Source organism: Hydrogenophaga sp. NFH-34, from assembly GCF_021401345.1.
GTDB classification, from domain to species: domain Bacteria; phylum Pseudomonadota; class Gammaproteobacteria; order Burkholderiales; family Burkholderiaceae_C; genus Hydrogenophaga; species Hydrogenophaga electricum.
Window position 1 is genome coordinate 1 of the sequence record NZ_JACBGE010000039.1, and the last position, 24,166, is coordinate 24,166.

Annotated in this window: 29 protein-coding genes; 18 read left to right on the forward strand and 11 right to left on the reverse strand. The window is 65.3% G+C overall.

Annotation, left to right across the window (positions count from 1 at the left end; genetic code table 11):
• Positions 1–112: 112 nt before the first annotated feature.
• The 9 genes from L0977_RS24105 to L0977_RS24145 form a co-directional block, all read right to left on the reverse strand.
• A complete protein-coding gene (locus L0977_RS24105) occupies positions 113–643 on the reverse strand; it encodes a hypothetical protein (RefSeq protein WP_234267481.1) in 531 nt (176 codons plus the stop codon).
• A 395-nt stretch (positions 644–1,038) separates the two neighbouring features.
• Positions 1,039–3,765 (reverse strand): restriction endonuclease, encoded by a 2,727-nt coding sequence (locus L0977_RS24110; RefSeq protein WP_234267482.1) that lies wholly within the window; start codon positions 3,763–3,765, stop codon positions 1,039–1,041.
• 285 nt (positions 3,766–4,050) lie between these two features.
• The gene (locus L0977_RS24115) at positions 4,051–4,776 is read right to left on the reverse strand and encodes a YkgJ family cysteine cluster protein (protein ID WP_234267483.1); all 726 of its coding nucleotides are present in this window, start codon (positions 4,774–4,776) and stop codon (positions 4,051–4,053) included.
• Between the two features lie 77 nt (positions 4,777–4,853).
• Positions 4,854–5,303: a N(2)-fixation sustaining protein CowN gene (gene cowN / locus L0977_RS25650; RefSeq protein ID WP_234267484.1), complete on the reverse strand. Its 450-nt coding sequence runs from the start codon at positions 5,301–5,303 to the stop codon at positions 4,854–4,856.
• The gene (locus tag L0977_RS24125; protein ID WP_234267485.1) at positions 5,303–5,551 is read right to left on the reverse strand and encodes an FmdB family zinc ribbon protein; all 249 of its coding nucleotides are present in this window, start codon (positions 5,549–5,551) and stop codon (positions 5,303–5,305) included. Before L0977_RS24125 ends, cowN begins: the two co-directional genes overlap by 1 nt.
• Positions 5,538–5,996, reverse strand: coding sequence for a hypothetical protein (locus L0977_RS24130; RefSeq protein WP_234267486.1), 459 nt, complete (start codon positions 5,994–5,996; stop codon positions 5,538–5,540). The genes L0977_RS24125 and L0977_RS24130 overlap by 14 nt, the downstream gene beginning before the upstream one ends.
• Before the next feature lie 13 nt (positions 5,997–6,009).
• Complete coding sequence (gene draG, locus L0977_RS24135) at positions 6,010–6,984, reverse strand: ADP-ribosyl-[dinitrogen reductase] hydrolase (RefSeq protein WP_234267487.1); 975 nt, start codon at positions 6,982–6,984, stop codon at positions 6,010–6,012.
• Complete coding sequence (locus tag L0977_RS24140) at positions 6,977–7,849, reverse strand: NAD(+)--dinitrogen-reductase ADP-D-ribosyltransferase (RefSeq protein WP_234267488.1); 873 nt, start codon at positions 7,847–7,849, stop codon at positions 6,977–6,979. Before L0977_RS24140 ends, draG begins: the two co-directional genes overlap by 8 nt.
• A 17-nt stretch (positions 7,850–7,866) precedes the next feature.
• The gene (locus L0977_RS24145) at positions 7,867–8,475 is read right to left on the reverse strand and encodes a hypothetical protein (RefSeq protein WP_234267489.1); all 609 of its coding nucleotides are present in this window, start codon (positions 8,473–8,475) and stop codon (positions 7,867–7,869) included.
• Between the two features lie 426 nt (positions 8,476–8,901).
• Between L0977_RS24145 and nifH the strand changes: the two genes are divergently transcribed.
• The 15 genes from nifH to L0977_RS24215 all read left to right on the forward strand — a co-directional run bounded on the left by nifH (position 8,902) and on the right by L0977_RS24215 (position 20,197).
• Positions 8,902–9,786, forward strand: coding sequence for a nitrogenase iron protein (gene nifH, locus L0977_RS24150; protein WP_234267490.1), 885 nt, complete (start codon positions 8,902–8,904; stop codon positions 9,784–9,786).
• A 79-nt stretch (positions 9,787–9,865) separates the two neighbouring features.
• Positions 9,866–11,323: a nitrogenase molybdenum-iron protein alpha chain gene (nifD, locus tag L0977_RS24155; protein WP_234267491.1), complete on the forward strand. Its 1,458-nt coding sequence runs from the start codon at positions 9,866–9,868 to the stop codon at positions 11,321–11,323.
• 27 nt (positions 11,324–11,350) lie between these two features.
• Complete coding sequence (gene nifK, locus L0977_RS24160; RefSeq protein ID WP_234267492.1) at positions 11,351–12,910, forward strand: nitrogenase molybdenum-iron protein subunit beta; 1,560 nt, start codon at positions 11,351–11,353, stop codon at positions 12,908–12,910.
• 119 nt (positions 12,911–13,029) lie between these two features.
• Entirely contained in the window at positions 13,030–13,161 is a 132-nt protein-coding gene (locus tag L0977_RS25500; RefSeq protein ID WP_267966561.1) for a hypothetical protein, read from the forward strand.
• Positions 13,143–13,460, forward strand: a complete 318-nt coding sequence (locus tag L0977_RS24165; RefSeq protein WP_234267493.1) for a hypothetical protein — start codon at positions 13,143–13,145, stop codon at positions 13,458–13,460. The genes L0977_RS25500 and L0977_RS24165 overlap by 19 nt, the downstream gene beginning before the upstream one ends.
• Positions 13,461–13,485: 25 nt before the next feature.
• Complete coding sequence (locus L0977_RS24170; RefSeq protein ID WP_234267494.1) at positions 13,486–13,974, forward strand: hypothetical protein; 489 nt, start codon at positions 13,486–13,488, stop codon at positions 13,972–13,974.
• A gap of 13 nt (positions 13,975–13,987) precedes the next feature.
• On the forward strand, positions 13,988–14,344 hold the full coding sequence (locus tag L0977_RS24175; RefSeq protein ID WP_234267495.1) for a hypothetical protein: 357 nt from the start codon (positions 13,988–13,990) through the stop codon (positions 14,342–14,344).
• Positions 14,345–14,424: 80 nt separating this feature from the next.
• Positions 14,425–14,904, forward strand: coding sequence for a ferritin-like domain-containing protein (locus tag L0977_RS24180; RefSeq protein WP_234267496.1), 480 nt, complete (start codon positions 14,425–14,427; stop codon positions 14,902–14,904).
• Positions 14,905–15,193: 289 nt separating this feature from the next.
• Positions 15,194–16,687 (forward strand): nitrogenase iron-molybdenum cofactor biosynthesis protein NifE, encoded by a 1,494-nt coding sequence (nifE, locus tag L0977_RS24185; RefSeq protein WP_234267497.1) that lies wholly within the window; start codon positions 15,194–15,196, stop codon positions 16,685–16,687.
• Positions 16,688–16,699: 12 nt separating this feature from the next.
• The gene (gene nifN, locus L0977_RS24190; protein WP_234267498.1) at positions 16,700–18,100 is read left to right on the forward strand and encodes a nitrogenase iron-molybdenum cofactor biosynthesis protein NifN; all 1,401 of its coding nucleotides are present in this window, start codon (positions 16,700–16,702) and stop codon (positions 18,098–18,100) included.
• 119 nt (positions 18,101–18,219) lie between these two features.
• Complete coding sequence (gene nifX / locus L0977_RS24195; RefSeq protein ID WP_234267499.1) at positions 18,220–18,633, forward strand: nitrogen fixation protein NifX; 414 nt, start codon at positions 18,220–18,222, stop codon at positions 18,631–18,633.
• On the forward strand, positions 18,626–19,114 hold the full coding sequence (locus L0977_RS24200; RefSeq protein WP_234267500.1) for a NifX-associated nitrogen fixation protein: 489 nt from the start codon (positions 18,626–18,628) through the stop codon (positions 19,112–19,114). The genes nifX and L0977_RS24200 overlap by 8 nt, the downstream gene beginning before the upstream one ends.
• A 25-nt stretch (positions 19,115–19,139) precedes the next feature.
• The gene (locus L0977_RS24205; protein ID WP_234267501.1) at positions 19,140–19,340 is read left to right on the forward strand and encodes a CCE_0567 family metalloprotein; all 201 of its coding nucleotides are present in this window, start codon (positions 19,140–19,142) and stop codon (positions 19,338–19,340) included.
• Positions 19,341–19,454: 114 nt separating this feature from the next.
• Entirely contained in the window at positions 19,455–19,760 is a 306-nt protein-coding gene (fdxB, locus tag L0977_RS24210; protein WP_234267502.1) for a ferredoxin III, nif-specific, read from the forward strand.
• Positions 19,761–19,771: 11 nt separating this feature from the next.
• Positions 19,772–20,197 (forward strand): nitrogen fixation protein NifQ, encoded by a 426-nt coding sequence (locus tag L0977_RS24215; protein ID WP_234267503.1) that lies wholly within the window; start codon positions 19,772–19,774, stop codon positions 20,195–20,197.
• A gap of 12 nt (positions 20,198–20,209) precedes the next feature.
• Here the strand turns inward: L0977_RS24215 and L0977_RS24220 are convergent, their stop codons facing one another.
• Both L0977_RS24220 and L0977_RS24225 read right to left on the reverse strand, forming a co-directional pair.
• A complete protein-coding gene (locus L0977_RS24220) occupies positions 20,210–21,538 on the reverse strand; it encodes a sulfatase family protein (protein ID WP_234267504.1) in 1,329 nt (442 codons plus the stop codon).
• 1 nt (position 21,539) lies between these two features.
• Positions 21,540–22,505, reverse strand: coding sequence for a Bug family tripartite tricarboxylate transporter substrate binding protein (locus tag L0977_RS24225; protein WP_234267505.1), 966 nt, complete (start codon positions 22,503–22,505; stop codon positions 21,540–21,542).
• A gap of 106 nt (positions 22,506–22,611) precedes the next feature.
• Between L0977_RS24225 and L0977_RS24230 the strand changes: the two genes are divergently transcribed.
• The 3 genes from L0977_RS24230 (at position 22,612) to L0977_RS24240 (ending at position 24,006) form a co-directional block, all read left to right on the forward strand.
• Complete coding sequence (locus L0977_RS24230; protein ID WP_234267506.1) at positions 22,612–23,106, forward strand: MarR family winged helix-turn-helix transcriptional regulator; 495 nt, start codon at positions 22,612–22,614, stop codon at positions 23,104–23,106.
• 88 nt (positions 23,107–23,194) lie between these two features.
• On the forward strand, positions 23,195–23,464 hold the full coding sequence (locus L0977_RS24235; RefSeq protein WP_234267507.1) for a PepSY domain-containing protein: 270 nt from the start codon (positions 23,195–23,197) through the stop codon (positions 23,462–23,464).
• Positions 23,461–24,006 (forward strand): cytochrome b/b6 domain-containing protein, encoded by a 546-nt coding sequence (locus tag L0977_RS24240; protein ID WP_234267508.1) that lies wholly within the window; start codon positions 23,461–23,463, stop codon positions 24,004–24,006. Before L0977_RS24235 ends, L0977_RS24240 begins: the two co-directional genes overlap by 4 nt.
• Positions 24,007–24,166 lie beyond the last annotated feature (160 nt).

The window sequence follows — 24,166 nt, forward strand, 5'->3', positions numbered from 1 at the left end:
TTCTGGCATTCTTGTGGCTGTTCATCCGGGGGGATTCCTCTGAGAGTTCTGAAGCGTCGTAACTCCAGTCTCCCAGACCCTTCCGGGTTAACAACCTATTGAGACATCACAGCTAGGCCGCACTCTTGGTAGTGTGAAGATATGTGGCAAGCAGGGAGTTCACAGCGCGAAAAAGGTGAACTTGGGTGTGGAGCATCGCGACGTCTTTCTCTCCGTGGAAAAGGTTATTTCGGATTCGGTGAGCAATGAGCAGAAGAGCATGAATCGCATTATTTGGATCGGTTAGCGTTCCTGCGAGAACACCACCCACAAGGTGTCGCGCGCTTGCATTTGTCATCTTCAGTGCATTAAGGTATTGCTCGATAGTCAATTCACCTCGTTGAGAGCGATCTTGAAAGTACTGCAGATGCTCTTGGAACGGAGCGAGCGATAGCTTTCCGGCTGCGAACGCTGATTGAACCGCTTTCTCGATACTGGATGGAGTTGCCTCCTTGCCGCAGGCGTCTCGTTCAAACAGATTCCACATCAGGGAGAAGTGTAGGATCGGTCCGAAAACCTCCTGATCGATGCGCATGGCTGGCTGCGTGTATTCGTTCACCCATTCTAGCGGCTCAAAGGTTGCTATTGCGAGTTCAGCTGGCATTGCGTCTCCTGTGTAGTCAATTTATTAGCATGTGTCGCAAAATCTGTAGGCCAATCTTCGCGTGTAGGATAGGTTGAGCGCGCAAACATCCTGCATGTGTTTTGTAGTCTTGGTTTCAGAGACTTTTACGAATTATTTTACAGGCATAGAAACTCCGAAACATCACCCAAATCTCTTTTGGTCGATTCTACGGGACTAGAGACTCAACCCCAAATCTGAGCGAGTATGTTGAATGGCTGCAACCGCTGCGGACCTGCCCGTCGATACTCGGAGGGCAGGTCAAGGCTGAGAGCGGTCTTGTTGAGCAGCCCATTCCCGGCCGAGAGTTGAAGGCCCGTGTTGGCAAAGGCCGACGCTCATTCGAATGACGTTACCGCCGAGGATTCGCAAGTGACCTAGACCCCGAACGCAGCGTCGATCTCACTGGTCCACTCTGCCCACTGTCGCAAGGCTGTCCCGCAGCGCCTTTGCGATCCTTCGGACCATTTCGCGCCAAATCTCTCGGCGAGTTCGCAACCCAACTCCAAGCCCGACATGCTTCCCTTCACGCGCAGCAGCTCGGTTGCCGCAGAAACGGTCGGCGTCGCTTTCGCACGCTGCGCCACTATGCGTTCTGCGTCGGATGTAGGTACGCAAACCAGTGATTCTCCGTCTGCCCGCATCAAACCAAGTTTGATCAGCACGTAGCACGTGTTTCGTCCGTGTTTGGCTTCCATATCAGCACGTGTTACGGGACCTGCGCACAGCGACCGGAACCCCTCCACAACCTTGCTCGGTGGAGCTTCTCCAAGGAAAAAATCCGAATGCCGCGGCCTCATTGACCCCGCTTCGTCAAGCGATCGAACTGTGCTCTGCGCAAGGTCCCGGAGCATGTACGTCTTACCAATCTGAGCAATGATTCCAAGGCCGCGGAGCCATCCGACAACTCGGACTAAGTATGTGTGGACAGTGCGTTCTCCAAGCTCAGTGCGCTTACTTGCAGAGCGATAAATGTCTTCAAATTCCTGATCTGTCAGCGATCCATCTGTAGGGCTGCTCGCATTTAAGCGCCGCACAATGTCGTGTGATCGCCAGAACGCAAACGCAATGTCGATAGCTTGCTGCTCGTCTTTGAACAGAGGAACAATCCGCGCTTCCTTTCGGTTCGCTTCAACGTGCCCCACATTCGCCAGATCCCGCACAAGGTTGTCAGTAGCACCCAGGCTTAGGTGCATACGGGACCCGAGGTCTGCATAGGTTAGTTCTGCCTTTCCGACCATATATGCGAGCGCGTTGGCGTAGCGACCGAAATTCGCCTGCGGCACATACGTAACTGGGATGTACGGGATCTTCTCGGTCAGAATGTAGTCGCGAAAAATGTCCCAATAGATTGTCAATCGCGTGCCGCTTCGAATGACTAGTCGCTTATCGACAAGACGCGAAACGACTTCATCACCAAAGTTCTGCACAATCTTGAAAAATTCTGCAGGCGACTCCTGGGCAATTTGCTTTAAGCATCCACCTTCCGATGAAGAAAGGTTTTCTAGATCTTTCTTAAACAAGGATTGAATGTTAATCGATCGGTTAAGAATATCGAGCTGCTCAATCCCACTCTTTGATAATTCAAGTATGTGGATGCAAAGTTTCTTTAAGAGCCACGGGAAACCTTGGCAGTGATCTTGAAGCACTCGCCGGAGCTGTGGAATGACTGGCTGCCCAAGCTCTTTAGCGAATCGATTTATCGCGAGCGTCACTTCTCGTTCAGTGAAGGGCGACAACTCAATCTCAAACCGGCGATCCGAGAGGGAATGCCACATGTGATATGCATTGTGTTCGGTTGGTATAACGCCGTCAGTCTTCCACGAGAAACCAATAACCAAGTTTGTTTGGGCCTCCTCAACGGCAGCACAGATGCGCCGCATTTCGTTGAAAACCTCGCCCAAGTCGGCCTTATACAAAAGCTCCTCAAATTGATCGAAGAACACGCACAAAACCTTTTCTTCACTCTGAAGCATCTCGGCAAGCCCTTGCATGACGGGCGTTGAAAAGAGGCTTGAGGCCCCCCCGAACTCAAGTGATTTGTCTGCTCGAATGAATCCACTGTTAACGGCTGCCTTAACAGCCGTGATTACCGCAAGTTCTGGAAATCTGCTAGTCGTGGCCGCTCTTGAATCGACGGTGAAGACAAAGTACTTTCCCTTGTTTCGTACATTCGCCGCACGAGAGGCGATCTTCAATACACTCGAACTCTTACCCCATCCAGACGGTCCTTTCAACGCTATCAATCTTGTACCTGTAGTGCGGTCTCGGACCGAATCGAAGAATTGGAAGACACCCGACTGGACGGTTTCACGCCCAACAAAGTCCTCTGGTCTGGCTGGTCGATAGTCGGCCCAGTGATCCGCCATAGGTACTCGCACTATGCTTTCAAGATCAGATCGAAGTTTGTTTGTTGCAACCGCCTGAGAGTCGGCCGCTTCTGATATCCATGGCAGAGCCGCTAGCGATGTATCCGTTCTCCCGATCCGCTCTAAAGTTGCTGACTCCGTTACGCGTGCGCCCGTTTGGGCGTGAAATAGGAGTGCGGAGCTTCTGACGCCAATCACAGGCTCTAATACAGGCAATGCCCAGAATTCCCCGTTCTGCGTTAGAAGCAAGAATGCTTCACTACCCACCCTGAATCGAGCCCGGTCAACCTGTAGAGTGGATGCGTCCACAATAACTCGGGCTGATACGAGACGCTCTATGAGGCGCTCCGGCGGATAGATGCGGAGCTTTCGCCTTTCTTCTGGGGTTTTTTGGTTCCATTCGTCCTCGAATCCCTTCGCATCCTTTCCCAGGGAAAACGTGGATAGCAACCACCCAGATGAATGCCCTTTGAAGTACACGTTCCCCAGCAGCTTTTGTAGTACTTCACTTGAAATTGTGGAGCGATGTGCCTTGCATTCGACAAAGATCCGCTCGGCAGTTGTCTTCTCTGTTCCTAACAGATCGACCTCTGATGCAGTCAGGCGGACTTCTTCCTGCACGCTGTAGTTCTGCGTTTCAAGAAAACTCCGGGCGAACCGTTCCAGGATACGGCCTCGCTCCGTGTTTGTCGTCTCAGCAGATACGGCAACCTCAATGAAGTAGTTGAGTGACATGACGGAAGATTTGAGAAATTTCGTTGTTCGATCCTGCAGTATGCAGCGACTGACAATTCGCTCAAAGCGAGTGTGTCGCGGCGGCTAGCGGCGCAGCAGGTGCAAGCGCTGAGGTACGCGAATTTCAGAAAGGCACCGCCCCATCGGCTTGCCGCTATCTGGCAGGACGGAGTGAGCCCGGCAGACTACCGTTTCGTACCCGCGAAGTGGACTTCCGCTATCGCTGCAGAACAGTCCTTCAACGCAGCGCGTTGAATCGACAACGGGTCGTCCGCAGCCCCGCCTTCACCGCCGCATCTCATCAAACCCCGCCGCCATCGCCTCCCGCAGCTCCAGATCCGCCGCCGCATCGGCCAGCGGGTCTTCGCCCTGTTGCCACGCGGCCTGCGCGTCGGGCCGGTCCAGCGCCAGCACCAGGGCGTGGTTGAGTTCGTAGGCGCCCCAGGCTTTGCCCTGGTCGCGCAGCGCGGCCTGCAGGGCGGCCTGCAGCAGCAGGCGGACCGTGCGGTGCGGGCCGGAGAAGGGCACTTGATCCACGCGGCCGGCCGCGGCGTCGGCGCAGGCGCGCCGGTCGTGTGAGGCGTGGCCGCGGCAGGCCAGGGGCCGCGCGCGGTGGATGAGGCACACACCTTGGACGACGAAGGCGCAGCGGCGGCGGGCGGCGACGCGGGCGGTCTCGTCCAGTCCGCGGGTGGCGGCGTCGGCTTCGCGCACGGCGCCGATGAGGTCGATGCCGTGGCGCTGCAGGGCGGGGGCGGTGGCGCGCAGGCAGTCGGCCAGCACAAACACTTCGGGCGCCAGCGCGGTGACGCGCAGCGCGCAGCAGCTGGCGCAGCCTTTGGCGCAGTCCACCGGGGGCTGGCCTTCGCACTGGATCGCCACATTGCCGTCGAAGCTGTCCCAGGCCTGCAGCAGGGCGGCTTCGGGGCCCTGGGTGTCCAGGGTGTGCGTGAAGGCGTCACGCTGTTCGCGGAAGAAGGCTTCGGGCCCTGTGTCGGACGGGGCGTTCACTGGTCGGGGTTTCGTGAAAGGGGGGGGGCCCTGCCGATGCAAGAGGCATGCCCCGCCAGCGGGCCTGGGCGGTGGGGTCAGAAGCACTCGTTTTCGAGCTGGTCGAGCCAGGCCAGGCCGGTGTCGTCGCCCTGGTCTTCGAACAGCTCGCGGATCGGGTTGACGAAGCTGGCCAGCAGCAGGAGGTCGTCGCAGCGCATGCCCCGGGTGGCGGCGCGGCGCTGGAAGAAGTAGCGCCAGAACGGATCGTCCAGACCGTCGGTGTGGCTGCCGATGCGCGCCATCATGCGCTGGCACTGGCCATCGACATCGATGCCTTTGAAGCTGAGGTAGCGGTCACTGGGGGCGGTGGTGGCGTGCATGGGGGCGGGTGGCTGGGACTGTGGTGCGGCCAGTCTGGGGTTGCGCGGCGTTCGTGTCTGCCGGCTGATTGCCTGGCCGCGCCGGATCGGGCGCTGCTGGAACGCCGCCAGCAGGGGCGCGCCGTCGGGGCTTTCGAGCCAGCACAGGAGATCGGTGGGGCCCACTACACCGATTTGCCCTTGAGCAGGCGCGCGCGCTCGGACGGGCTGTAGTTGCTGAACATGCCGGCGGCGTCGGCGGCGCGCCGGTGGGCCAGGCGGATGGCTTCGATCTTGCCGGCGGGCGCGATGCGCGAAACGGTTTTGTCCAGCGCGGTGCTGCCGCAGTGCGGGCAGGTGGGCGTGGCGCCGCTGCGCACCAGCCGCTCGAAGTCGGCGTGGCAGGCGGTGCAGTGGTAGTCAAACAGGGGCATGGGTGGCTCCTTCGGTGGGGGTGTCGGCCGCGGGGCAGCGGTGGCGGGCCGAGGGGCAGGTGTCGAGCGACGCGGGCGGCACCGGGCTGGCCAGGCCGACCCAGGCGTGCACGGCAGCGGGGTCGAAGCCGGCGAGGCGGCTGCCGTCGTCATGGCGCTGCATCAGCGGGCGGTGGATGAGCAGCGGCTCGGCGATCAGCAGGGCCAGGGCGGCGTCGGCGTCCAGCGCTTCGGGCAGCACCTCGCCACTTTTGACACGCGGTGCCGAGCGGTTGAACCAGTCGGCCACGGGCAGCGGCGCCAGAAACGCCAGCAGGGCTTCGCGTGTCCAGGGAGCGGTCAGCAGGTTGCGCCGTTCCAGCGTGTGGCCGGCGGCTTCCAGCGCGGCGCGCTGGCGGGCGTTGCCGCCGCAGCCGGGTTTTTCGTAGAAGACGATGTGGGCCATGGGGGGCTCCGGGTCAGGCGGGGGTGGGTGTGACGAGCTGGTCGGCCAGGGCCAGCAGGCCGCTGGTCTGGTCGGTGATGGCGCGCACCGTGGCCGGCTGCAGGCGGTGCAGCCAGCGCGCGGGCAGGCGCGCCGCGCCGCAGCGGGCGCCGGCCAGCATGCCGACGAGGGCGCCGGTGGTGTCGGCGTCGTCGCCCTGGTTGACGGTGGCGATCAGCGCGGTCTCGAAGTCGTCGTGCGCGCTGGCGAAATGCAGCACGGTCTGCACCGTGTCCACGACGTAGGCGGTGGCGCGGCCCGGGTAGGGGGTGAAGCGGAAGGCGGGCACGGTGGCCACCCAGTCGCGCAGGCGCTGGTGCCAGGCAGCAGAGGCTTCGCCCGCCAGCGCCGCGCGCAGCAGGTGGCCCACGCCGATCACGGCGGCGTCGGACAGCGGGTGGTGGTGTGTGAGGCGCGCCTGCGCCAGCGACACGCGCTGGAAGGCCGCGTCGTCGCCCAGGGTGGCCAGGGCCACGGGCAGGTTGCGCATGAGCGCGCCGTTGCCGCCATCGCCCGCGTTGGGCGGGCCTTGCAGGCTGCCTTCGTGCAGAAAGCGCAGGATGCCGCGGCGGCAGGTGTGGCCGCAGTCGACCGGGCGGGCGCGCAGCCAGTCGGCAAAGCCCTGGCCGATGGTGTGCACCAGGGTGTGGTCGCCGTGGGTGCCCAGGCGGGCGATGCCGGCCGCGCCGCCACGCAGCAGGGCGTCGCCCAGGGCCAGGCTCAGGGTGGTGTCGTCGGTCACCTGGCCGCGCGCCAGGCGCAGCCAGCCGCCGCCGACGATGTCGCGGTGCACGCCGTGGCAGGCCTGGATCTCGCGCGGGCGCATGAACTCCACCGTGGCGCCCAGCGCGTCGCCGATGGCCAGGCCCAGGTAGGCGCCCAGCGCTCGGTCGAACAGGGTGCCGGCGGGGGTTTCCTGCGCGGAGCGGTGGGGGCGGGCCTCAGTCATACCGTGCCACCACGTCGTAGTCGCCACCCAGGGCCAGCACCTCCTGCTCGCCATGCAGCCAGTGGCCGGGCAGCAGGCCGGGGAAGAACAACACCTTGCAGGCGGGCACCAGGGCTTCGAACACCCAGTCGCCGAAACAGCCCGCGTCGTCGGCCGAGAGGCTGAACGAGACCAGGCTGTTAAGCCGCACGGTGCAGCGCCGGCCCGGGCCCCGGGGCGCTGTGGCCGCCGGGCGCAGGCTGCCGGCGACGATCTGCTCGTCGCAGCGGGTGCTGCCGCGCCACAGGCGCAGGTGTGCCGCGCCCGCCGCCGCGTGCCCGGCCAGGCCGAAGCGCTGCAGGGCCCACTGGCAGAAGGTGTAGAGCAGGTCCAACTGCTGGTGGATGTTGTTGTTGTGCAGGCGGCTGGCGGCCTTGTCTTCGAGGTAGGCGATCCAGCCCGGCGACGGGAAGCGCGCCAGCGGTACGCGGTGGTGGGTGGGCACCAGGCCGAAGCGGCTTTCGACCCAACCCTTGAGCACGGCGCCGGCCTGGCTGCCGGTGTCGATGCCCCAGCCCTGCAGCAGCCGGCGCCAGCTGCTGCGCCAGCGGCGGCGTTCGGCCGCGCCGAGCGTGGCGGCTTCGGCGGGTGCCGGGGCGCGCAGGCCGAAGGCGATGTCCAGGTAGTGCACGAAAACCTCGGCGGCGGCGGGCAGGTCGGGCGAACGCTCCATCAGCTGGAACAGGCCGGGGTGGGTTTCGCGCACCCCGGCGATGGCCAGGGCCAAGGGGTGCGCGTTGAACGCGGCGCTGGCCAGCACGGGCGCCGGCACGCCCACCAGGTTGGTGGTGTACCAGCGGTGGGGCTGGGCCTGTTCCGCGTCCATGACTACCGGCGGGCCACTCAGACGGGGCGGTTCTCGTTCGGGTTGCGCACCGGGCCCATGAGCTGCAGGCCCTCTTCGTAGGTGATGGTGTCGAAGGTGACGTCGAACTTCAGCGCGGCGTTAGCCACGGCGTCGAGCTTGCCGGCGGTGTCCTTCTTCTTGAGCTCGGTCTTTTCCAGATAGAGCAGCTCGAGCATCTCGTTGTAGACCGTGTTCTCCAGGATGGGCAGCACGTAGAACATCGCGCCCTTGTAGGGCACCTGGTACTTCTTGCTCAGGTCGATGTTGTCGCAGTAGAGGAAGTATTTGCCGCCAGCGCTGAGCGTGTCGCCCAGGGCTTCGGCCACGTCCTTGAGCGATTCGAAGGACAGCAGCCAGCCGCAGAAGAACGGGAGCTTGTCGTCGCCGCGCGTGGCGATGGCCATCACCTGGTCGCAGGTGAGTTCGGGCGGGCGGGCCTCGTCGGCGAGCTTGGCGGCAAAGCGCAGCGCGAGTTCGCCCCGGAAGCCGAAGCGGCCGGCCACGTGGGTCGGGGCCTTGAGCACGGGGTTGAGCAGACGGCCTTCGGCTTCGAGGCGGGCGAAGGCGGTTTCATCGATCTCATTGAGCACGGTCGAGTCGGTCATGGCGGTTCCTGAGCGGGGTTGAGGGCGGCCGGATGGCCGGTGTCCTGGAAGCGCCTGTCTGCAATGAACGTACCACCCGCCCGCAGCGCCCGCAGGGGCTGCAAACCCGACACAAACGGCGCCGGCCCCGTGCCGTTTGCGACGCAGGGCGCGGGCTTTGTCGGATTCGGAACAAAGCCCGGGCGCGGCTTGCCCTGCCATGCGGAGAGCCTTGATTTCACTGGGAAATCGGCACGCGAAACCCCGTGGATAAGGGCCGCTGAAGTGGCCGAAAAAGCATGGCACGGAAGCTGCGATGGACGGGCTGCGCGGACACAAGTCCGGCCGATGCGTGATCCGATAAGAAGACCTATAGGCACGTCAGGCTGACCTGGTCGCGGAGTTTCGCAACCTTGGTTTCAACCCTTCCTTTCTTGGAGTACTGACATGGCTAAGCTTCGTCAAATCGCCTTCTACGGCAAAGGTGGCATCGGCAAATCCACCACCTCGCAAAACACCCTGGCCGCCCTCGCCGAAATGGGCCAGAAGATCCTCATCGTCGGCTGCGACCCCAAGGCCGACTCGACCCGCCTGATCCTGCACGCCAAGGCGCAGGACACCATCCTCTCGCTGGCCGCTGAAGCCGGTTCGGTGGAGGATCTGGAGCTGGAAGACGTGATGAAGATCGGCTACCGCGACATCCGCTGCGTGGAATCCGGCGGCCCGGAACCGGGCGTGGGCTGCGCCGGCCGGGGCGTGATCACCTCGATCAACTTCCTGGAGGAAAACGGCGCCTACGACGGCGTGGACTACGTGTCCTACGACGTGCTGGGTGACGTGGTGTGCGGCGGCTTCGCCATGCCCATCCGCGAAAACAAGGCGCAGGAAATCTACATCGTGATGTCGGGCGAGATGATGGCCATGTACGCGGCCAACAACATTTCCAAGGGCATCCTGAAGTACGCCAACAGCGGCGGCGTGCGCCTGGGCGGCCTGGTCTGCAACGAACGCAAGACCGACAAGGAATACGAACTGGCCGATTCCCTGGCCGGCATGCTGGGCAGCCGCCTGATCCACTTCGTGCCGCGCGACAACATCGTGCAGCACGCCGAACTGCGCCGCATGACCGTGCTGGAGTACGCCTCCGAAAGCAAGCAGGCCGGCGAATACCGCACGCTGGCCCAGAAGGTCCATGCCAATGCCGGCAACGGCACCATCCCGACCCCCATCACCATGGACCAGCTCGAAGACCTGCTGATGGAGCACGGGATCATGCAGGCCGTGGACGAGTCGCAGGTCGGCAAGAGCGCCGCCGAACTGGCCGCTGCCTGAGTTTCCCGAGCGCCGCGCCCGCCGGACCCACAGGCCGGCGCGGCGCGGCCCCAGACCCCACCATCCAATGGAGTGACCCATGACCGCCACCGTTGAAGAGCGCAAGGCCGCCAACAAGGCCCTGATCGAAGAAGTGCTCAAGGCCTATCCCGAGAAGATGGCCAAGCGCCGAGCCAAGCACCTGAACCTCTACGAAGAGGGCAAGCCCGATTGCGGCGTGAAGTCCAACATCAAGTCGCTGCCCGGCGTGATGACCATCCGCGGCTGCGCCTACGCCGGCTCCAAGGGCGTGGTCTGGGGCCCGATCAAGGACATGGTGCACATCTCGCACGGCCCGGTGGGCTGCGGCCAGTACAGCTGGGCGGCGCGCCGCAACTACTACATCGGCCAGACCGGGGTGGACTCCTTCGTGACGATGCAGTTCACCTCCGACTTCCAGGAAAAAGACATCGTCTTCGGCGGTGACAAGAAGCTCGACAAGATCATCGACGAGATCCAGGAACTGTTCCCGCTGAACAAGGGCATTTCGATCCAGTCCGAATGCCCGATCGGCCTGATCGGCGACGACATCGAAGCCGTCTCGAAGAAGAAGAGCAAGGAGTACGAAGGCAAGACCATCGTGCCCGTGCGCTGCGAAGGTTTCCGCGGCGTGAGCCAGTCGCTGGGCCACCACCTGGCCAACGACGCCATCCGCGACTGGGTGTTCGACAAGACCGACCCCAACAAGCGCCCCGACTTCGTCTCCACCCCGTACGACGTGGCCATCATCGGTGACTACAACATCGGTGGCGATGCCTGGTCGAGCCGCATCCTGCTCGAAGAAATGGGCCTGCGTGTGATCGCGCAATGGTCCGGCGACGGCACCATCGCCGAGCTGGAGAACACGCCCAAGGCCAAGCTCAACGTGCTGCACTGCTACCGCTCGATGAACTACATCAGCCGGCACATGGAAGAGAAGTACGGCATTCCCTGGTGCGAATACAACTTCTTCGGCCCGACCCAGATCGAGAAGAGCCTGCGCGAAATCGCCAGCCATTTCGACGACGCCATCAAGGCCAAGACCGAAGCCGTGATCGCCAAGTACAAGCCGCTGATGCAGGCCGTCATCGACAAGTACAAGCCACGCCTGCAGGGCAAGAAGGTGATGCTGTACGTGGGTGGCCTGCGTCCGCGCCACGTGATCGGCGCCTACGAAGACCTGGGCATGGAAGTGGTCGGCACCGGCTACGAGTTCGGTCACAACGACGACTACCAGCGCACCACGCACTACATCAAGGACAGCACGCTGATCTATGACGACGTGACCGGCTACGAGTTCGAGCACTTCGTCGACAAGGTCAAGCCCGACCTGATCGGCTCGGGCATCAAGGAAAAGTACGTGTTCCAGAAGATGGGCGTGCCCTTCCGCCAGATGCACAGCTGGGACTACAGCGGCCCCTACCACGGCTACGACGGCTTCGCTATCTTCGCCCGCGACATGGACATGGCGATCAGCTCGCCGATCTGGAGCCTGACCAAGGCGCCCTGGAAGAACTGACACCACACCGTTTTCAAGGAGAGCGTCATGCCCCAATCCGCCGACAAGATCCTCGACCACGAACTGCTGTTCCGTGAGCCCGAGTACCAGGAACTGTTCAAGAACAAGAAGGAGCAGTTCGAATACAACCACAGCGACGACAAGGTCGGTCAGGTCATCGAATGGACCAAGACCGAGGACTACAAGGCCAAGAACTTCGCCCGCGAAGCGCTGACCGTCAACCCGGCCAAGGCCTGCCAGCCACTGGGCGCCGTCTACGTCGCCAACGGCTTCCACAAGACCCTGAGCTTTGTGCACGGCTCGCAGGGCTGCGTGGCCTACTACCGCTCGCACTTCTCGCGCCACTTCAAGGAACCGACGTCCTGCGTGTCCTCGTCCATGACGGAAGACGCAGCCGTGTTCGGTGGCCTGAACAACATGGTCGACGGCCTGGCCAACGCCTACAACCTGTACAAGCCCGACATGATCGCGGTCAGCACGACCTGCATGGCCGAGGTGATCGGTGACGACCTGAACGCCTTCATCAAGACGTCCAAGGAAAAGGGCTCGGTTCCCGCCGAGTTCGACGTGCCGTTCGCCCACACCCCGGCTTTCGTCGGCAGCCACATCACCGGCTACGACAACGCGCTGGTGGGCGTGCTGCAGCATTTCTGGGACGGCAAGGCCGGCACCACCGAGGCGCTGACCCGCGTGCCCGACGACAGCATCAACTTCATCGCCGGCTTCGACGGGTTCGTCGTTGGCAACATGAAGGAAATCCGCCGCATCTTCGACCTGTTCGGCGTCAAGGTGAACGTGCTGTGCGATCCCTCGGGCTCGTGGAGCACGCCCACCGACGGCGAGTTCCGCATGTACGAAGGCGGCACGACCAAGGAAGAGGTGATCGCTGGCCTGCACGCCAAGGCGACCATCGTGTTCCAGGAGTACTGCTGCGAGAAGACCAGCAAGTACCTGGTTGAAAAAGGCCAGGAAGTGGTGGCGCTCAATGCCCCGGTGGGCGTGGCCGGCACCGATGCGTTCGTGATGGCCATCAGTCGCCTGACCGGCAAGCCGGTGCCGGCCGAACTGGAGCGCGAACGCGGTCTGCTGGTGGACGCCATGGCCGACAGCCAGGCCCACCTGCACGGCAAGCGCTACGCCCTGTACGGCGATCCGGACCAGATGCTGGGCTACACGCAGTTCCTGCTGGAGCTGGGCGCCGAGCCGGCCCACGTGCTGGCCACCAACGGCAACGACGCCTGGGCTGCCAAGGTGCAGGCGGTGTTCGACAGCTCGCCCTATGGTGCCGGCTGCAAGGTTTACCCCAAGCGCGACCTGTGGCACCTGCGCAGCCTGCTGTTCACGGAGCCGGTGGACTTCCTGATCGGCAACACCTACGGCAAGTACCTGGAGCGTGATACCGGCACGCCGCTGGTGCGCCTGGTGTTCCCGATTTTTGATCGCCACCACTACCACCGCTTCCCGACCTGGGGCTACGAAGGCGGCATGCGCCTGCTGGTCAACCTGCTCGACGAGTTCTTTGAAACCCTGGACGCGAACACCATCGTCACGGGCAAGACCGACTACTCGTACGACATCATTCGTTGAATGGGTCCCCCCGCGCCGCGCTGCGCGCGTCACCCCCCCAGGAGGCGATGCGTGTGGCCCGGCGGAGCCGGTTCCACTGGATCCTTGCCTTGTCAATGTCTTGTTGCCTGGAGATGGTCATGGACGTCGCTCACGAAGCAGAGGATCCGATCTCGACAGCCATGCCTTGGTACGTGCGGCTGTGGCGCTGGATGTGCAACGGGCGTGACGAGATCAACTGGGAGTTCGACACATGGACACCACCCTGGTGAAACACACGCGGGACGGTCGCGCGGTCGAGGTGACCGGCGGCTGGGTCTGCCTGGCCGGCGCGCCCGAGGCCGACCGGCTGGTGCCGGTGACCGAGCACCCCAACCGCCAGGCGATCCTGGTGGCGGTGCCGGACGCCACGCACATGGCGGGCCGCCTGCCGCTGACCGCTGCCGAGGCGTCGGTGGCGCGGGCGGCGCTGATGGCCGCGCAAGCGGCCTTCGACGCCAGCCCGGCGGGCATCGCCCAGCGCCTGCGCCAGGTGCTGTGGGACAAGGCGGCTGCCGAGGGGGTGGAATGAACGGGCGCGGTCTGGAGCGGGCGCCGTGATCCATGTCGTGTCCATCGGGCTGGCGGAAGACCACGCCACGGCCTGGTTCGCCTACGACGACGCCGATTTCGCGCGCAAGGTGGCCGCCACCGACCCGCTGGCCGCGTGGGAAATCCACGATGTTGCGACGGTGGCCGAGCTGCTGGCCGACCAGGGGCACGACACGGTGGACGCCGCCGCGCAGGCCGCCTGCCCGGCCCTGTGCGCACTGGGTGCGCGCTACGGCTGGGAACACCCGCTGTACCGCGCCGACCACCTGCTGGGCCGGGGCGTGCTCAGCGAGGAACCGGTCAGCGTGCGCTCCGCGTTCGAAGCGGCGCTGCAGGTCCGGCCGGGCACGCACCGCCTCTACTGGACGGACACCGAAGCGGTGGGCGCGTTTGAAGGGGCCGACCCCTGGCTGTGCGCCCCCGCGCACTGGCGCGCCCGGCATGCGCTGCACCAGCAACTGCTGGCGTTGGACGTGCTGGCCGACAACCTGTGACGGGAAGGCGCCCATGCTTCACCGCCTGCAAAGCGACATCCTGATCCACAGCGGCCAGGCCATCGAGACGCTGCTGCAGCCGATGCAGGCCGAGCACGAACTGTTCGACAGCACGGCCACGCTCAACGCGGTTGAAGCCCACCTGCTGGTGATGGCGCAGACCCTGGCGCACCTGGCGCCGCCGCTGGTGTTGCGTCTGGACCGCATCGACTGGCAGGGCTGGGGGCGTTTGCAGCGGCTGCTGGAAAGCGACGACCCCACCCGGCAGGAAGCCGTCTGGTACGGCGTGCGTGCCCTGGTGCCCGCCACGCTGGCGCTGGTGGCCGACCTGCGGCGGCGCGAGCCGGGCTGGTTCGGCCTGCATGTCTGAAGGTGCCCCGCCGTGGACCGTGTCGGCGGGCCGATGCGGGCCCGCGGGGTTGGCATTTTTTCTTCTCCACGAGGAACATCATGGAATCCGTTGAAGCCTTTCTGGCGCACGCCATCCGCATCGAACAGGAGGCGGCGCTGCGCTTCGGCCAATTGGCCGATGCCATGACCACCCAGGGCAACCGCGAGGTGGGACGCCTGTTCCGGCAACTGGCGAACTATTCCTTGCTGCACCTGGCCGACGCGCGCGAGCGTGCCGGTTACCGCGAACTGCCGCCGCTGCGTCCCGAGGACTACACCTGGCCCGACATCGAGAGCCCCGAGGCCGCAGCGATCTGGGCGGCCGACCCGATGCTGGGGCGCGAGCAGGCGCTGCAGGTGGCACTGGCCGCCGAACAGAGTGGGCTGGATTACTACAGCGATGTCATGCAGCAGACCGTCGACCCCGAGCTGCGGGCGCTGGCCCAGGAGTTCGCCGACGAAGAGGCGGGGCACGTGGCCGAACTCCAGCGCTGGATCGCCCTGCACCAGGCGGGCCAACCTCTGCCCACGGATGTTTAGCAACAAGCGCCAAAGCGCTGAACACGCCGCGCACGCCGCGCACGCCGCGCATTTCACCCCGTCACACCCGCGAAAGCGGGCGTCCACCGTTGGCGGCGGCGCAGATCGCTGGTCGAGCGGCTGAACCGGCTGGGGGGCCGACGCCGGATCTTCTTGCCTTGTCGCAAACCATCCGTCGGGATTGCTTCAAACCCTTCACAGAACCACCGCCAAACAGCCTGAAAACCGCCCAATGAACCTGGCATCAAATCTGCAAAGAGCCCTGCAACCCCATTGACAGGAGCGCGCCATGTCGGTTTCCCTCAAAGCCAAAATCGCTGAAGTGTTCGAGGAGCCTGGGTGCGACATCAACCAGGGCAAGAGCGAGAAGGAACGCAAGAAGGGCTGCACCAAGCAGCTTTCGCCCGGCGCGGCCGCCGGCGGGTGTGCGTTTGACGGCGCCAAGATCGCGCTGCAGCCGGTGGCCGACGTGGCCCACCTGGTGCACGGGCCGATCGCCTGCGAGGGCAACAGCTGGGACAACCGCCACAGCGCGTCCTCGCACTCGCAGATCTACCGCACCGGCTTCACCACCGACATCAACGAACTCGACGTGATCTACGGCGGCGAGAAGCGGTTGTTCAAGTCGATCCGCGAAATTATCGAGAAGTACGACCCGCCGGCGGTCTTCGTCTACCAGACCTGCGTCACTGCGCTCACGGGCGACGATGTGGAGGCGGTCTGCCAGCGCGCGGCCGAAAAGTTCGGCAAGCCGGTGATCCCGGTCAACGCGCCGGGCTTTGCCGGCCCCAAGAACCTGGGCAACAAGCTGGGCGCCGAGGCGCTGCTGGACCACGTCATCGGCACCCGCGAACCCGCGTTCACGACGCCGTACGACATCAACATCATCGGCGAGTACAACCTGGTCGGCGAGCTCTGGCAGGTCAAGCCGCTGCTGGATGCGCTGGGCATCCGCATCCTCTCGTGCATCAGCGGCGACGGCAAGTACAAACAGATCGCTTCGGCCCACCGCGCCAGGGTGAACATGATGGTCTGCAGCAAGTCGATGATCAACATCGCGACCAAGATGCAGCAGCGCTACGGCATCCCGTATTTCGAGGGTTCGTTCTACGGCATCAGCGACATGAGCGAGACGCTGCGCCAGATCGCGAAGCTGCTGGTGCAGCAGGGGGCCGACGCCGAACTGCTGGACCGCACCGAACGCCTGATCGAGGTGGAAGAGGCGCGGGCTTACAAGCGCATCGCCGAATACAAGGCGCGCCTGGCCGGCAAGCGCGTGCTGCTGATCACCGGCGGCGTGAAGTCCTGGTCGGTGGTGGCGGCGCTGCAGGAAGGTGGCATGGAGATCGTTGGCACCAGCGTCAAGAAGAGCACCAAGGAAGACAAGGAAAAGCTCAAGGAGATCATGGGCGAAGGCGCCGACGCCCACATGATCGACGACATGACGCCGCGCGAGATGTACGCCATGCTCAAGGACGCACGCGCCGACATCATGCTCAGCGGCGGCCGCTCGCAGTTCGTCGCGCTCAAGGCGCGCATGCCCTGGCTGGACATCAACCAGGAGCGTTATTACGCCTACGCCGGCTACGAGGGCATGGTCGAGCTGGTGCACCAGATCGATCGCACGCTGGCCAACCCGGTCTGGCAGCGCGTGCGCATCGCCGCGCCCTGGGGCGACGACGGTGAGACCCTGGGGGCCGTGGCGCCGACCGCATCGACGGCGCACCTGGCGTCCGTGGCAGCCAAAGCCATGGGTCTCGAACCCGAAGAAGTCCCGGTCTGAACGGAGCGCGCCATGGCACACGTCGTCGAATCCAAGAAAGCCTGCACGGTCAACCCGCTCAAGATGAGCCAGCCGCTGGGTGCGAGCATGGCCTTCCTCGGGCTGGATGCCTGCATGCCGGTCATGCACGGCTCGCAGGGCTGCACGTCCTTCGGTCTGGTGCTGCTGGTGCGGCACTTCAAGGAAGCCATCCCGCTGCAGACCACGGCCATGAACGAGGTGACCACCATCCTCGGCGGTTACGAGAACATCGAGGCCGCGCTGCTCAACATCCGCAAGCGCGCGGCGCCCAAGCTGATCGCGATCTGCTCCACCGGTCTGACCGAGACCAAGGGCGACGACGTCAACGGCTTCCTCGCGCTGGCGCGCCAGAAGCACCCCGAGCTGGCCGACACCGAAATCATCTACGTGTCCACACCCGACTACGTGGGCGCGTTCGAGGATGGTTTCAAACACGCCATCACCGGCATCGTGAACTCGCTGGTCAAGCCGCTGCCGCTGGTGCAGGATCAGGTGACGCTGCTGCCGGGCAGCCACCTGTCGCCGGGCGACATCGACGAACTGCGCGAGATCATCGAAGCCTTCGGTCTCAAGGCCATCGTGCTGCCCGACCTGTCGGGTTCGTTGGATGGCCACATCCCGCCCGACTGGCGCGGCACCACGCTGGGTGGCACCTCGCTGGACGACATCCGCGCGGCCGGCGCCTCGTCCTGGACCATCGGTGTCGGTGAGCAGACCCGCGAAGGCGCCGAGGCGCTGCAGGCCATCAGCGGCGCGCCGTTTCAGATCTTCGAGCGCCTGACCGGCATCGAGGCCAACGACCGTTTGCTGATGCGCCTGTCGCAGCACAGCGGCCGCCCGGTGCCGGCCAAATACCGCCGCCAGCGCAGCCAGTTGCTGGACGCCATGCTGGACGGCCACTTCTACACCGGGGGGATGACGGTGGCCATCGGCGCCGAACCCGACCTGTTGCTGGCCATCGGCGCGCTGCTGCACGAGATGGGCGCCGAACTGCGCTGCTGTATCAGCACCACGCAGTCGGCGTCGCACGCGCTGTTGCCAGCCGAGACCGTGCTGCTGGGCGATCTGGAAGACCTGGAACGGGGCGCGAAGGACTGCGACCTGATCGTGACCCACGCGCATGGCCGGCAGGCGGCGCAGCGTCTGGGCAAGCCGCTGCTGCGCATGGGCTTCCCGGTGTTCGACCGCATCGGCAACGCGCACCGCGTGCAGGTGGGTTACCGCGGGACGATGAATCTGATCTTCGAGATCGCCAACCTGATGATCGAACAGATCCCGCACCACCACGCGGGCGACTGGCCGCTCACGCCCGAGGCGCACCGCGCTGCCCTGGCCCGCACGGCCGCGCCCCAGTCCATCCCCCCCAGCCCGCTGGCCGAGGCCAGTGCCTAGCACATGGACCAGCCCTTGCGCCGCTCCGCGTCATGGGGCCGCATCGGGTGGTCCGGCGAAGCCGGCTCCGTTGCAGCCCTGGACCCTGCCCGTGACCCTGACTCACCAAGGAGAACCCCATGAAGATCGCCTTCGCCACCCAGGACCAGGAGCGCGTGGACGCGCACTTCGGCTGGGCCAAGCACATCCTGGTCTACGACATGACCGGGGGCCAGCACCGGTTCGTCGAACGTTTCGACTTCGGCGACACGCTGCAGGAAGACGGTGACGAGGACAAGCTCGCGCCCAAGCTGGCCGCCATCCACGACTGCGCCATCGTCTACGTGGCGGCCATCGGCGGCTCGGCTGCGGCGCGCGTGGTCGCCAGCAAGATCCACCCCATCAAGGTGGCGCAGCCCGAACCCATTGCCGAGATCCTGGACAAGCTCCAGGGGGTGCTGCAAGGCACCCCGCCGCCCTGGCTGCGCAAGGCGCTGATGCGCGATGCCGCACCGGCCCACGATTTTGAAGACGAGGAACTGAGCCATGGCTGAAACCCTGGAAACCCCGCCCGAGGCCGACAGCGACGCGGTCTGGCTGGCCACGCCGTTCGTGCAGCAACTGATCAAGCAGATGCGGGCGCAGGACAGCCACGGCCACTGGGACGGCAAGAGCGATCTGCAACTGCTCAAGCCCTTCATCCTCACACCCGAGGAGCGGCGCGCGATTCCCCTGCTGGGCGACCCCGACCCCGAAACGCTGTGGCACCTGGAAATCTTCTACAACGCCATCGCCGTGGCGATCGAGCGCGAGACCGGGCAGATGGTCTCGCCCATGATGAAGATGCACCACGAGGGCTTTGGCCGCATGGTGCTGCTGGCCGGTCGGCTGGTGGTGGTGAACAAGCAGTTGCGCGACGTGCACCGCTTCGGCTTTCCGTCGCTGGCCAAGCTGGCCGAGGCGGGGGGCAAGTTCCTCGACGAGGCGGTTGCGATGATCCGCACCTACCCCGACGTCGCGCAATACGGGGCCTGATCGCGGCGCCCCAACGGAGAACCCCATGAGCGAAACCGCCGACGAAATCAAGCAACGCCTGAAGAAGCTCAACGCCCAGGCGACGCAGGCCAAGATGGACCTGCACGACCTGTCCGAAGAGCTGCCGACGGGCTGGGAAAACATCCTGGCGGTGGCGCAGCGCTGCCACGACGCCCACGCGGCGCTGATGGCCGCCCGCCAGGCGGCCGCCGCAGCAACCACGTAACCCCCCTGCGCCGCTTCGCGTCTTCCCCCCAGGGGGACGCACCTGGTGGCCCGGCGAAGCCGGTTCCACGGGTGCCCTGGCCGCTGCCGCATCCACCGCCAAGGAGTCTGTCTCATGAACGCCTTTTCCGTCACCCTGCCCAGCGGCGCCACCTGGACGCCGACCTTCGTGGCCGGACTCGACGAAACCAAGTGCATCGGCTGCGGCCGCTGCTTCAAGGTCTGCCCGCGCGGTGTGCTCGAACTCGTGGGCCTGACCGAAGACGGCGAGCGCATCGGGATCGATGAGGACGACGACGATGACGACGAGTACGAGCGCAAGGTCATGACCATCGCCCACCAGGCACTGTGCATCGGCTGCACCGCGTGCTCGCGCATCTGCCCGAAGAAGTGCTACACGCACGCACCAGCCCAGGCCTGAGAGGGCGCACCATGAGCCTCACCACCCGCACCGCGTCGGCCTGGCCCAGCCTGAACTGGGGCTTCCTGGAAAGCCGCATGCGGTCGCGCCAGGACGAGATCGACGACGTGGTCGCGCTGCTGCTGACGCATGCCGACTGGGGCGCCGGCCGCAAGGCCGACGTTTACCACGTGGCCTGGTTGCTGGCCTGCGCCTGCCTGGGCGACCGACACCTCTGGCAGGACATGGGCCTGCCTTCGCGCGACGCGCTCTCGGCACTGATCGCGCACTGGTTCCCCTCGCTCAAGGCGTTGAACGCCAGCGACATGAAGTGGAAGAAGTTCCTCTACCGGCAGCTGTGCCTCCGCGAGCAGGTGCTGATCTGCAAGTCGCCCAGCTGTGCCGACTGCGGGGACCACGCGCAGTGCTTCGGCCCGGAGGACGCCGCGGTCCACTGAGCGGCGCGGCGCTCAGCGCTGTGGCATGTCCTTCGCACCGTAGCCCAGGCTCACGGTGGCGTCGGCCGGGATCGGCGGCAGGCTCGCGTCCCAGGCTTCCCAGCGGGTGCGCATGGCGGCCAGGCGCTGCGGCTCCAGCGGCGCGCGGTTGGCGCGCTCGCGCGGATCGGCCGCGATGTTGAACAGGTATTCGTGGCCGTCCACCTTCAGGTACTTCCAGTCGCCTTCGCGCAGCGCGCGCTGGCCGCGGTGGTTCATGCGCCAGGCCATGGGCCGGTCGAAGCGGTGCGCCGGATCGCGCAGCAGCGCTGCCAGCGACACGCCGTCCAGCAGGTAGTCGGGATGCGGCTGGCCGCCGCCGACGTCGAGCAGGGTGGCCGACCAGTCCATGGTCAGGGCGTGCTGACCGCTGACCGCGCCGGCCGGAATCACGGCCGGCCAGTGCGCGATCCAGGGCACGCGGATACCGCCTTCGGTCAGGTCCATCTTGCCGCCCACCAGCGGCCAGTTGTCGGAAAAACGCTCACCGCCGTTGTCGCTGGTGAAGACGATCAGCGTGTCGTCCAGCAAGCCTTCCTCGCGCAGCGCGGCCACCAACCAGCCGATGCCTTCGTCCATGTGGTGGATCATGCGGCGGTAGCTTTCCACGTTGCCGCCGTGCAGGTGGAACAGGTTCTTCGCCACCTCGGGTGCCACGTGGGCGTCGTCGCGCGTCTCCCAGGGCCAGTGCGGCGCGGTGTAGTGCAGGCTCAGGAAAAACGGCGTGCCGGCGCGGGCTTCGGCGGCGCGCGCCTTGACCTGTTCCACCGCTTTGTTCGAAAACACGTCGGTCAGGTAGCCGACTTCCTGGTGGCTCTCGTCGTTGAGGTAGAGGTCGTGATCGCCGTTGGACGAACAGTGGGTGAAGTAGTCCACCCCGCCGGCCATGATGCCGAAGAATTCTTCATAGCCCGAGCGCAGCGGACCGAAGTGCGGCGGGTAGCCCAGGTGCCACTTGCCGATCAGGGCGGTGCGGTAGCCGGCCTCTTTCAGCAGCGAGGGCAGGGTCGGAATCTCGGGCGGCAGGCCCAGCGTGGTGCTGCCTTTGCTGCGGCTGTTGATGGGTTCTTCCAGCGCGCCGCGCAGGCGGTACTGCCAGCGCATGGTGGCCATGGCAAAGCGCGTGGGCGAGCACACGGGCGAGTTGCTGTAGCCCTCGGTCAGGCGCAGGCCGCCGGCAGCAAGCGCGTCGATGTTCGGCGACACCGCGCCGAAGCCGGCTTCGCGGCCGCCGTAGCAGCCGAGGTCGGCGTAGCCGAGGTCGTCGCTGACGATGTAGATGATGTTGGGGCGTTGGGGCATGTCAGTCCAGTTGCACGCCGGTGGCCTTGATCGGGCCTTCCCAGCGCTGGAGGTCGGTGGCCTGCGCGGTGGCGAGTTCGGCCGGCGAGGAGCCCACCGGTTCGTAGCCCTGCTCGATCAGGCGGTTGCGCAGTGCGGGACTGCGGACGGCCTTGGCCACGGCGCTGCTGATCATGTCGCGCACTTCGGGTTTGAGCCCGGCTGGGCCGTACATCGCGAACCACGCGGTGGCGACCATGTCCACCCCTTGTTCCTTCAGCGTCGGCACCTCGGGCACCTGCGGGTCGCGCTGCGGGCCGGTCACACCGATGATGCGGACCTTGCCGGCGCGGTGCAGTTCGGCGGTTTCGGTCACGACGTCGAACTTGTAGTCGATGTGGCCCCCCAGCAGCGCCGTGTTGGCCGGGCCCCCGCCCTGGAAGGGCACGTGCGTCAGCTCGGCACCGGCCTTCTGCCCGAACATCACGCCCATGAAGTGGGGCAGCGTGCCCGAACCCGGCGTGCCGTAGGTGCTCTTGCCCGGCGCGGCCTTGGCCTTGACCAGCATGTCGGCCACGCTCTTGACGCCGGAGGCCGGGCCGGCCACCACGCTGAACTGGAAGTGGGCGAGCAGGGAGATCGGCGTGAAGTCGGTCACCGCGTCGTAGTCGAGCTTCTTGTAGACGTGCGGGAACAGCACCATCGGCCCGCTGGGCAGCACGATGACGGTGTGGCCGTCGGGTGCCGCGCGTTTGACCTGGCCCAGCGCGATGCGGCCGCCGGCACCGGGCTTGTTTTCCACAATGACCGAAGCGAAGTCGTTCTTCAGGCCCTCGGCCAGCAGGCGCGCCAGCAGGTCGGCCGAGCCGCCGGGCGGAAAGCCCACCACGATCTTGAGCGGGGGCTTGTCCTGCGCGAGCGCGGGCAGGGGCAGGGCGGTCAGGGCCGCGAGCGCGGCGGCGCCGGCCAGCAGGGTGCGTTTGTGCATGGCTTGTCTCCAGGGTGGGCGGGTGTTTCCCCGCTGAAGCCCTGCATGGTAGGGAGAGACAATCAATTGCAGAAATCAATCGTTTTGGGTGTTTTCCCGAGGCCTCATGACCCGCCACGCTTCCATCGACACACCGCTGCAGCAGAACGACCTGTTTCTCTACCGGCTCTACCGCATCCACGCCACGGCCTCGCCGCTGGTGGTGCGCATGTGCGAGCGCGACTATGGCATCACCCGGCGCGAATGGCGGGTGCTCTCCTGCCTGGCCGCGGTCGAAGGCGTGCAGTCGTCCGAGCTGGCCCAGCGTGCCATGCTGGACCGGGCCCGCACCTCGCGCGCCATCACCAGCCTGGTCGACAAGGGCTTGCTGCGGCGCGAGCCCAGACCTTCGGACCGGCGCGAGGTGCACGTTTTCCTGACCGAGCGCGGGCGCGCGCTGCATGGCGAGGTGTTCCCGCGCATCGTGGCCCTCCAGCGCGAGCTGCTGGCCCCGTTCAGCGAGGCGGAGCGGCAGCAGTTCAGCGCACTGCTCGAACGCTTGCAGGACAGCGCGTCGCGGCTCAACCCGGGGGACGAACCGCTGCCGCCACTGGACGATTGAACGGTGTGCGCAGCCCTTAATGCAGCGCTAATGTGCGCGGCTTTCAATGCGCAGGCCGGCATGTGCCGGTGTCATCGAAAGCCCCCACATGAAATCGATCGCCCGCCTCACCGCCCTGTCCGCCCTGTTGGTCGCCGTCTCCGGCGCCGCCATCGCCGGCCCGGCCTGCAACGCGCCCAAGGACAAGTGGGTGCCCGAAGCCCAGTTCAAGAAAGACCTGGAGACCCAGGGTTACCAGATCAAGACCTTCAAGGTCACCAAGGGCAACTGCTACGAAATCTACGGCCATGACAAGACGGGCAAGAAGGTCGAGATCTATTTCGACCCCGCCACCGCTGCGCCGCTGGAGAGCAAGTGAGCACCGGCGCCAGCCCGCTGGCGCCCGAACAGCGCCGCGTGTGGGACCCGCTGGTGCGGGTCTTCCACTGGACGCTGGTGGGCTGTGTGCTGCTCAACGGCTTCGTCGTCGACGATGGCGAGACGCTGCACCAGTGGCTGGGCTATCTGGCCACCGGCCTGGTGCTGGCGCGCATCGCCTGGGGTTTCGTCGGTTCGCGCCACGCGCGGTTTGCCGATTTTTTCCCCACCCCGTCGCGCGTGGTCCGGCACGTGCGTGGCCTGCTCAGCGGGCAGACCGAGATGCACTGGGGGCACAACCCGCTGGGCGCGCTGATGATGCTGCTGCTCATGGCGCTGGTGCTGTCGCTGGGCCTGACGGGCTGGCTGCAGACCACCGATGCCTTCTGGGGCGTGGACTGGATGCAGGAACTGCACGAAGCCCTGGGTGACGGCCTGCTGATCGCGGCCGGCGTGCACGCCGCGGCGGCCCTGGTGATGGGACGCCTTGAACGCACGCGCCTGATCAAGGCCATGGTCACGGGCGTGAAAGAGCGCTATTGACGCGATGCATCGCATGGCCCCGGCCCGCTGGCCGGCCGCCGGCTTGTATCTTCATATCTGACTGGCGCGGTAGAGTGTGGCCGCCGTTGAGGCGGCCAGACCGGCCCGTGCAGTTTGGTAGCGGCTGGGGTGATCGAGCCCGTGACTGAGTACAGAACGC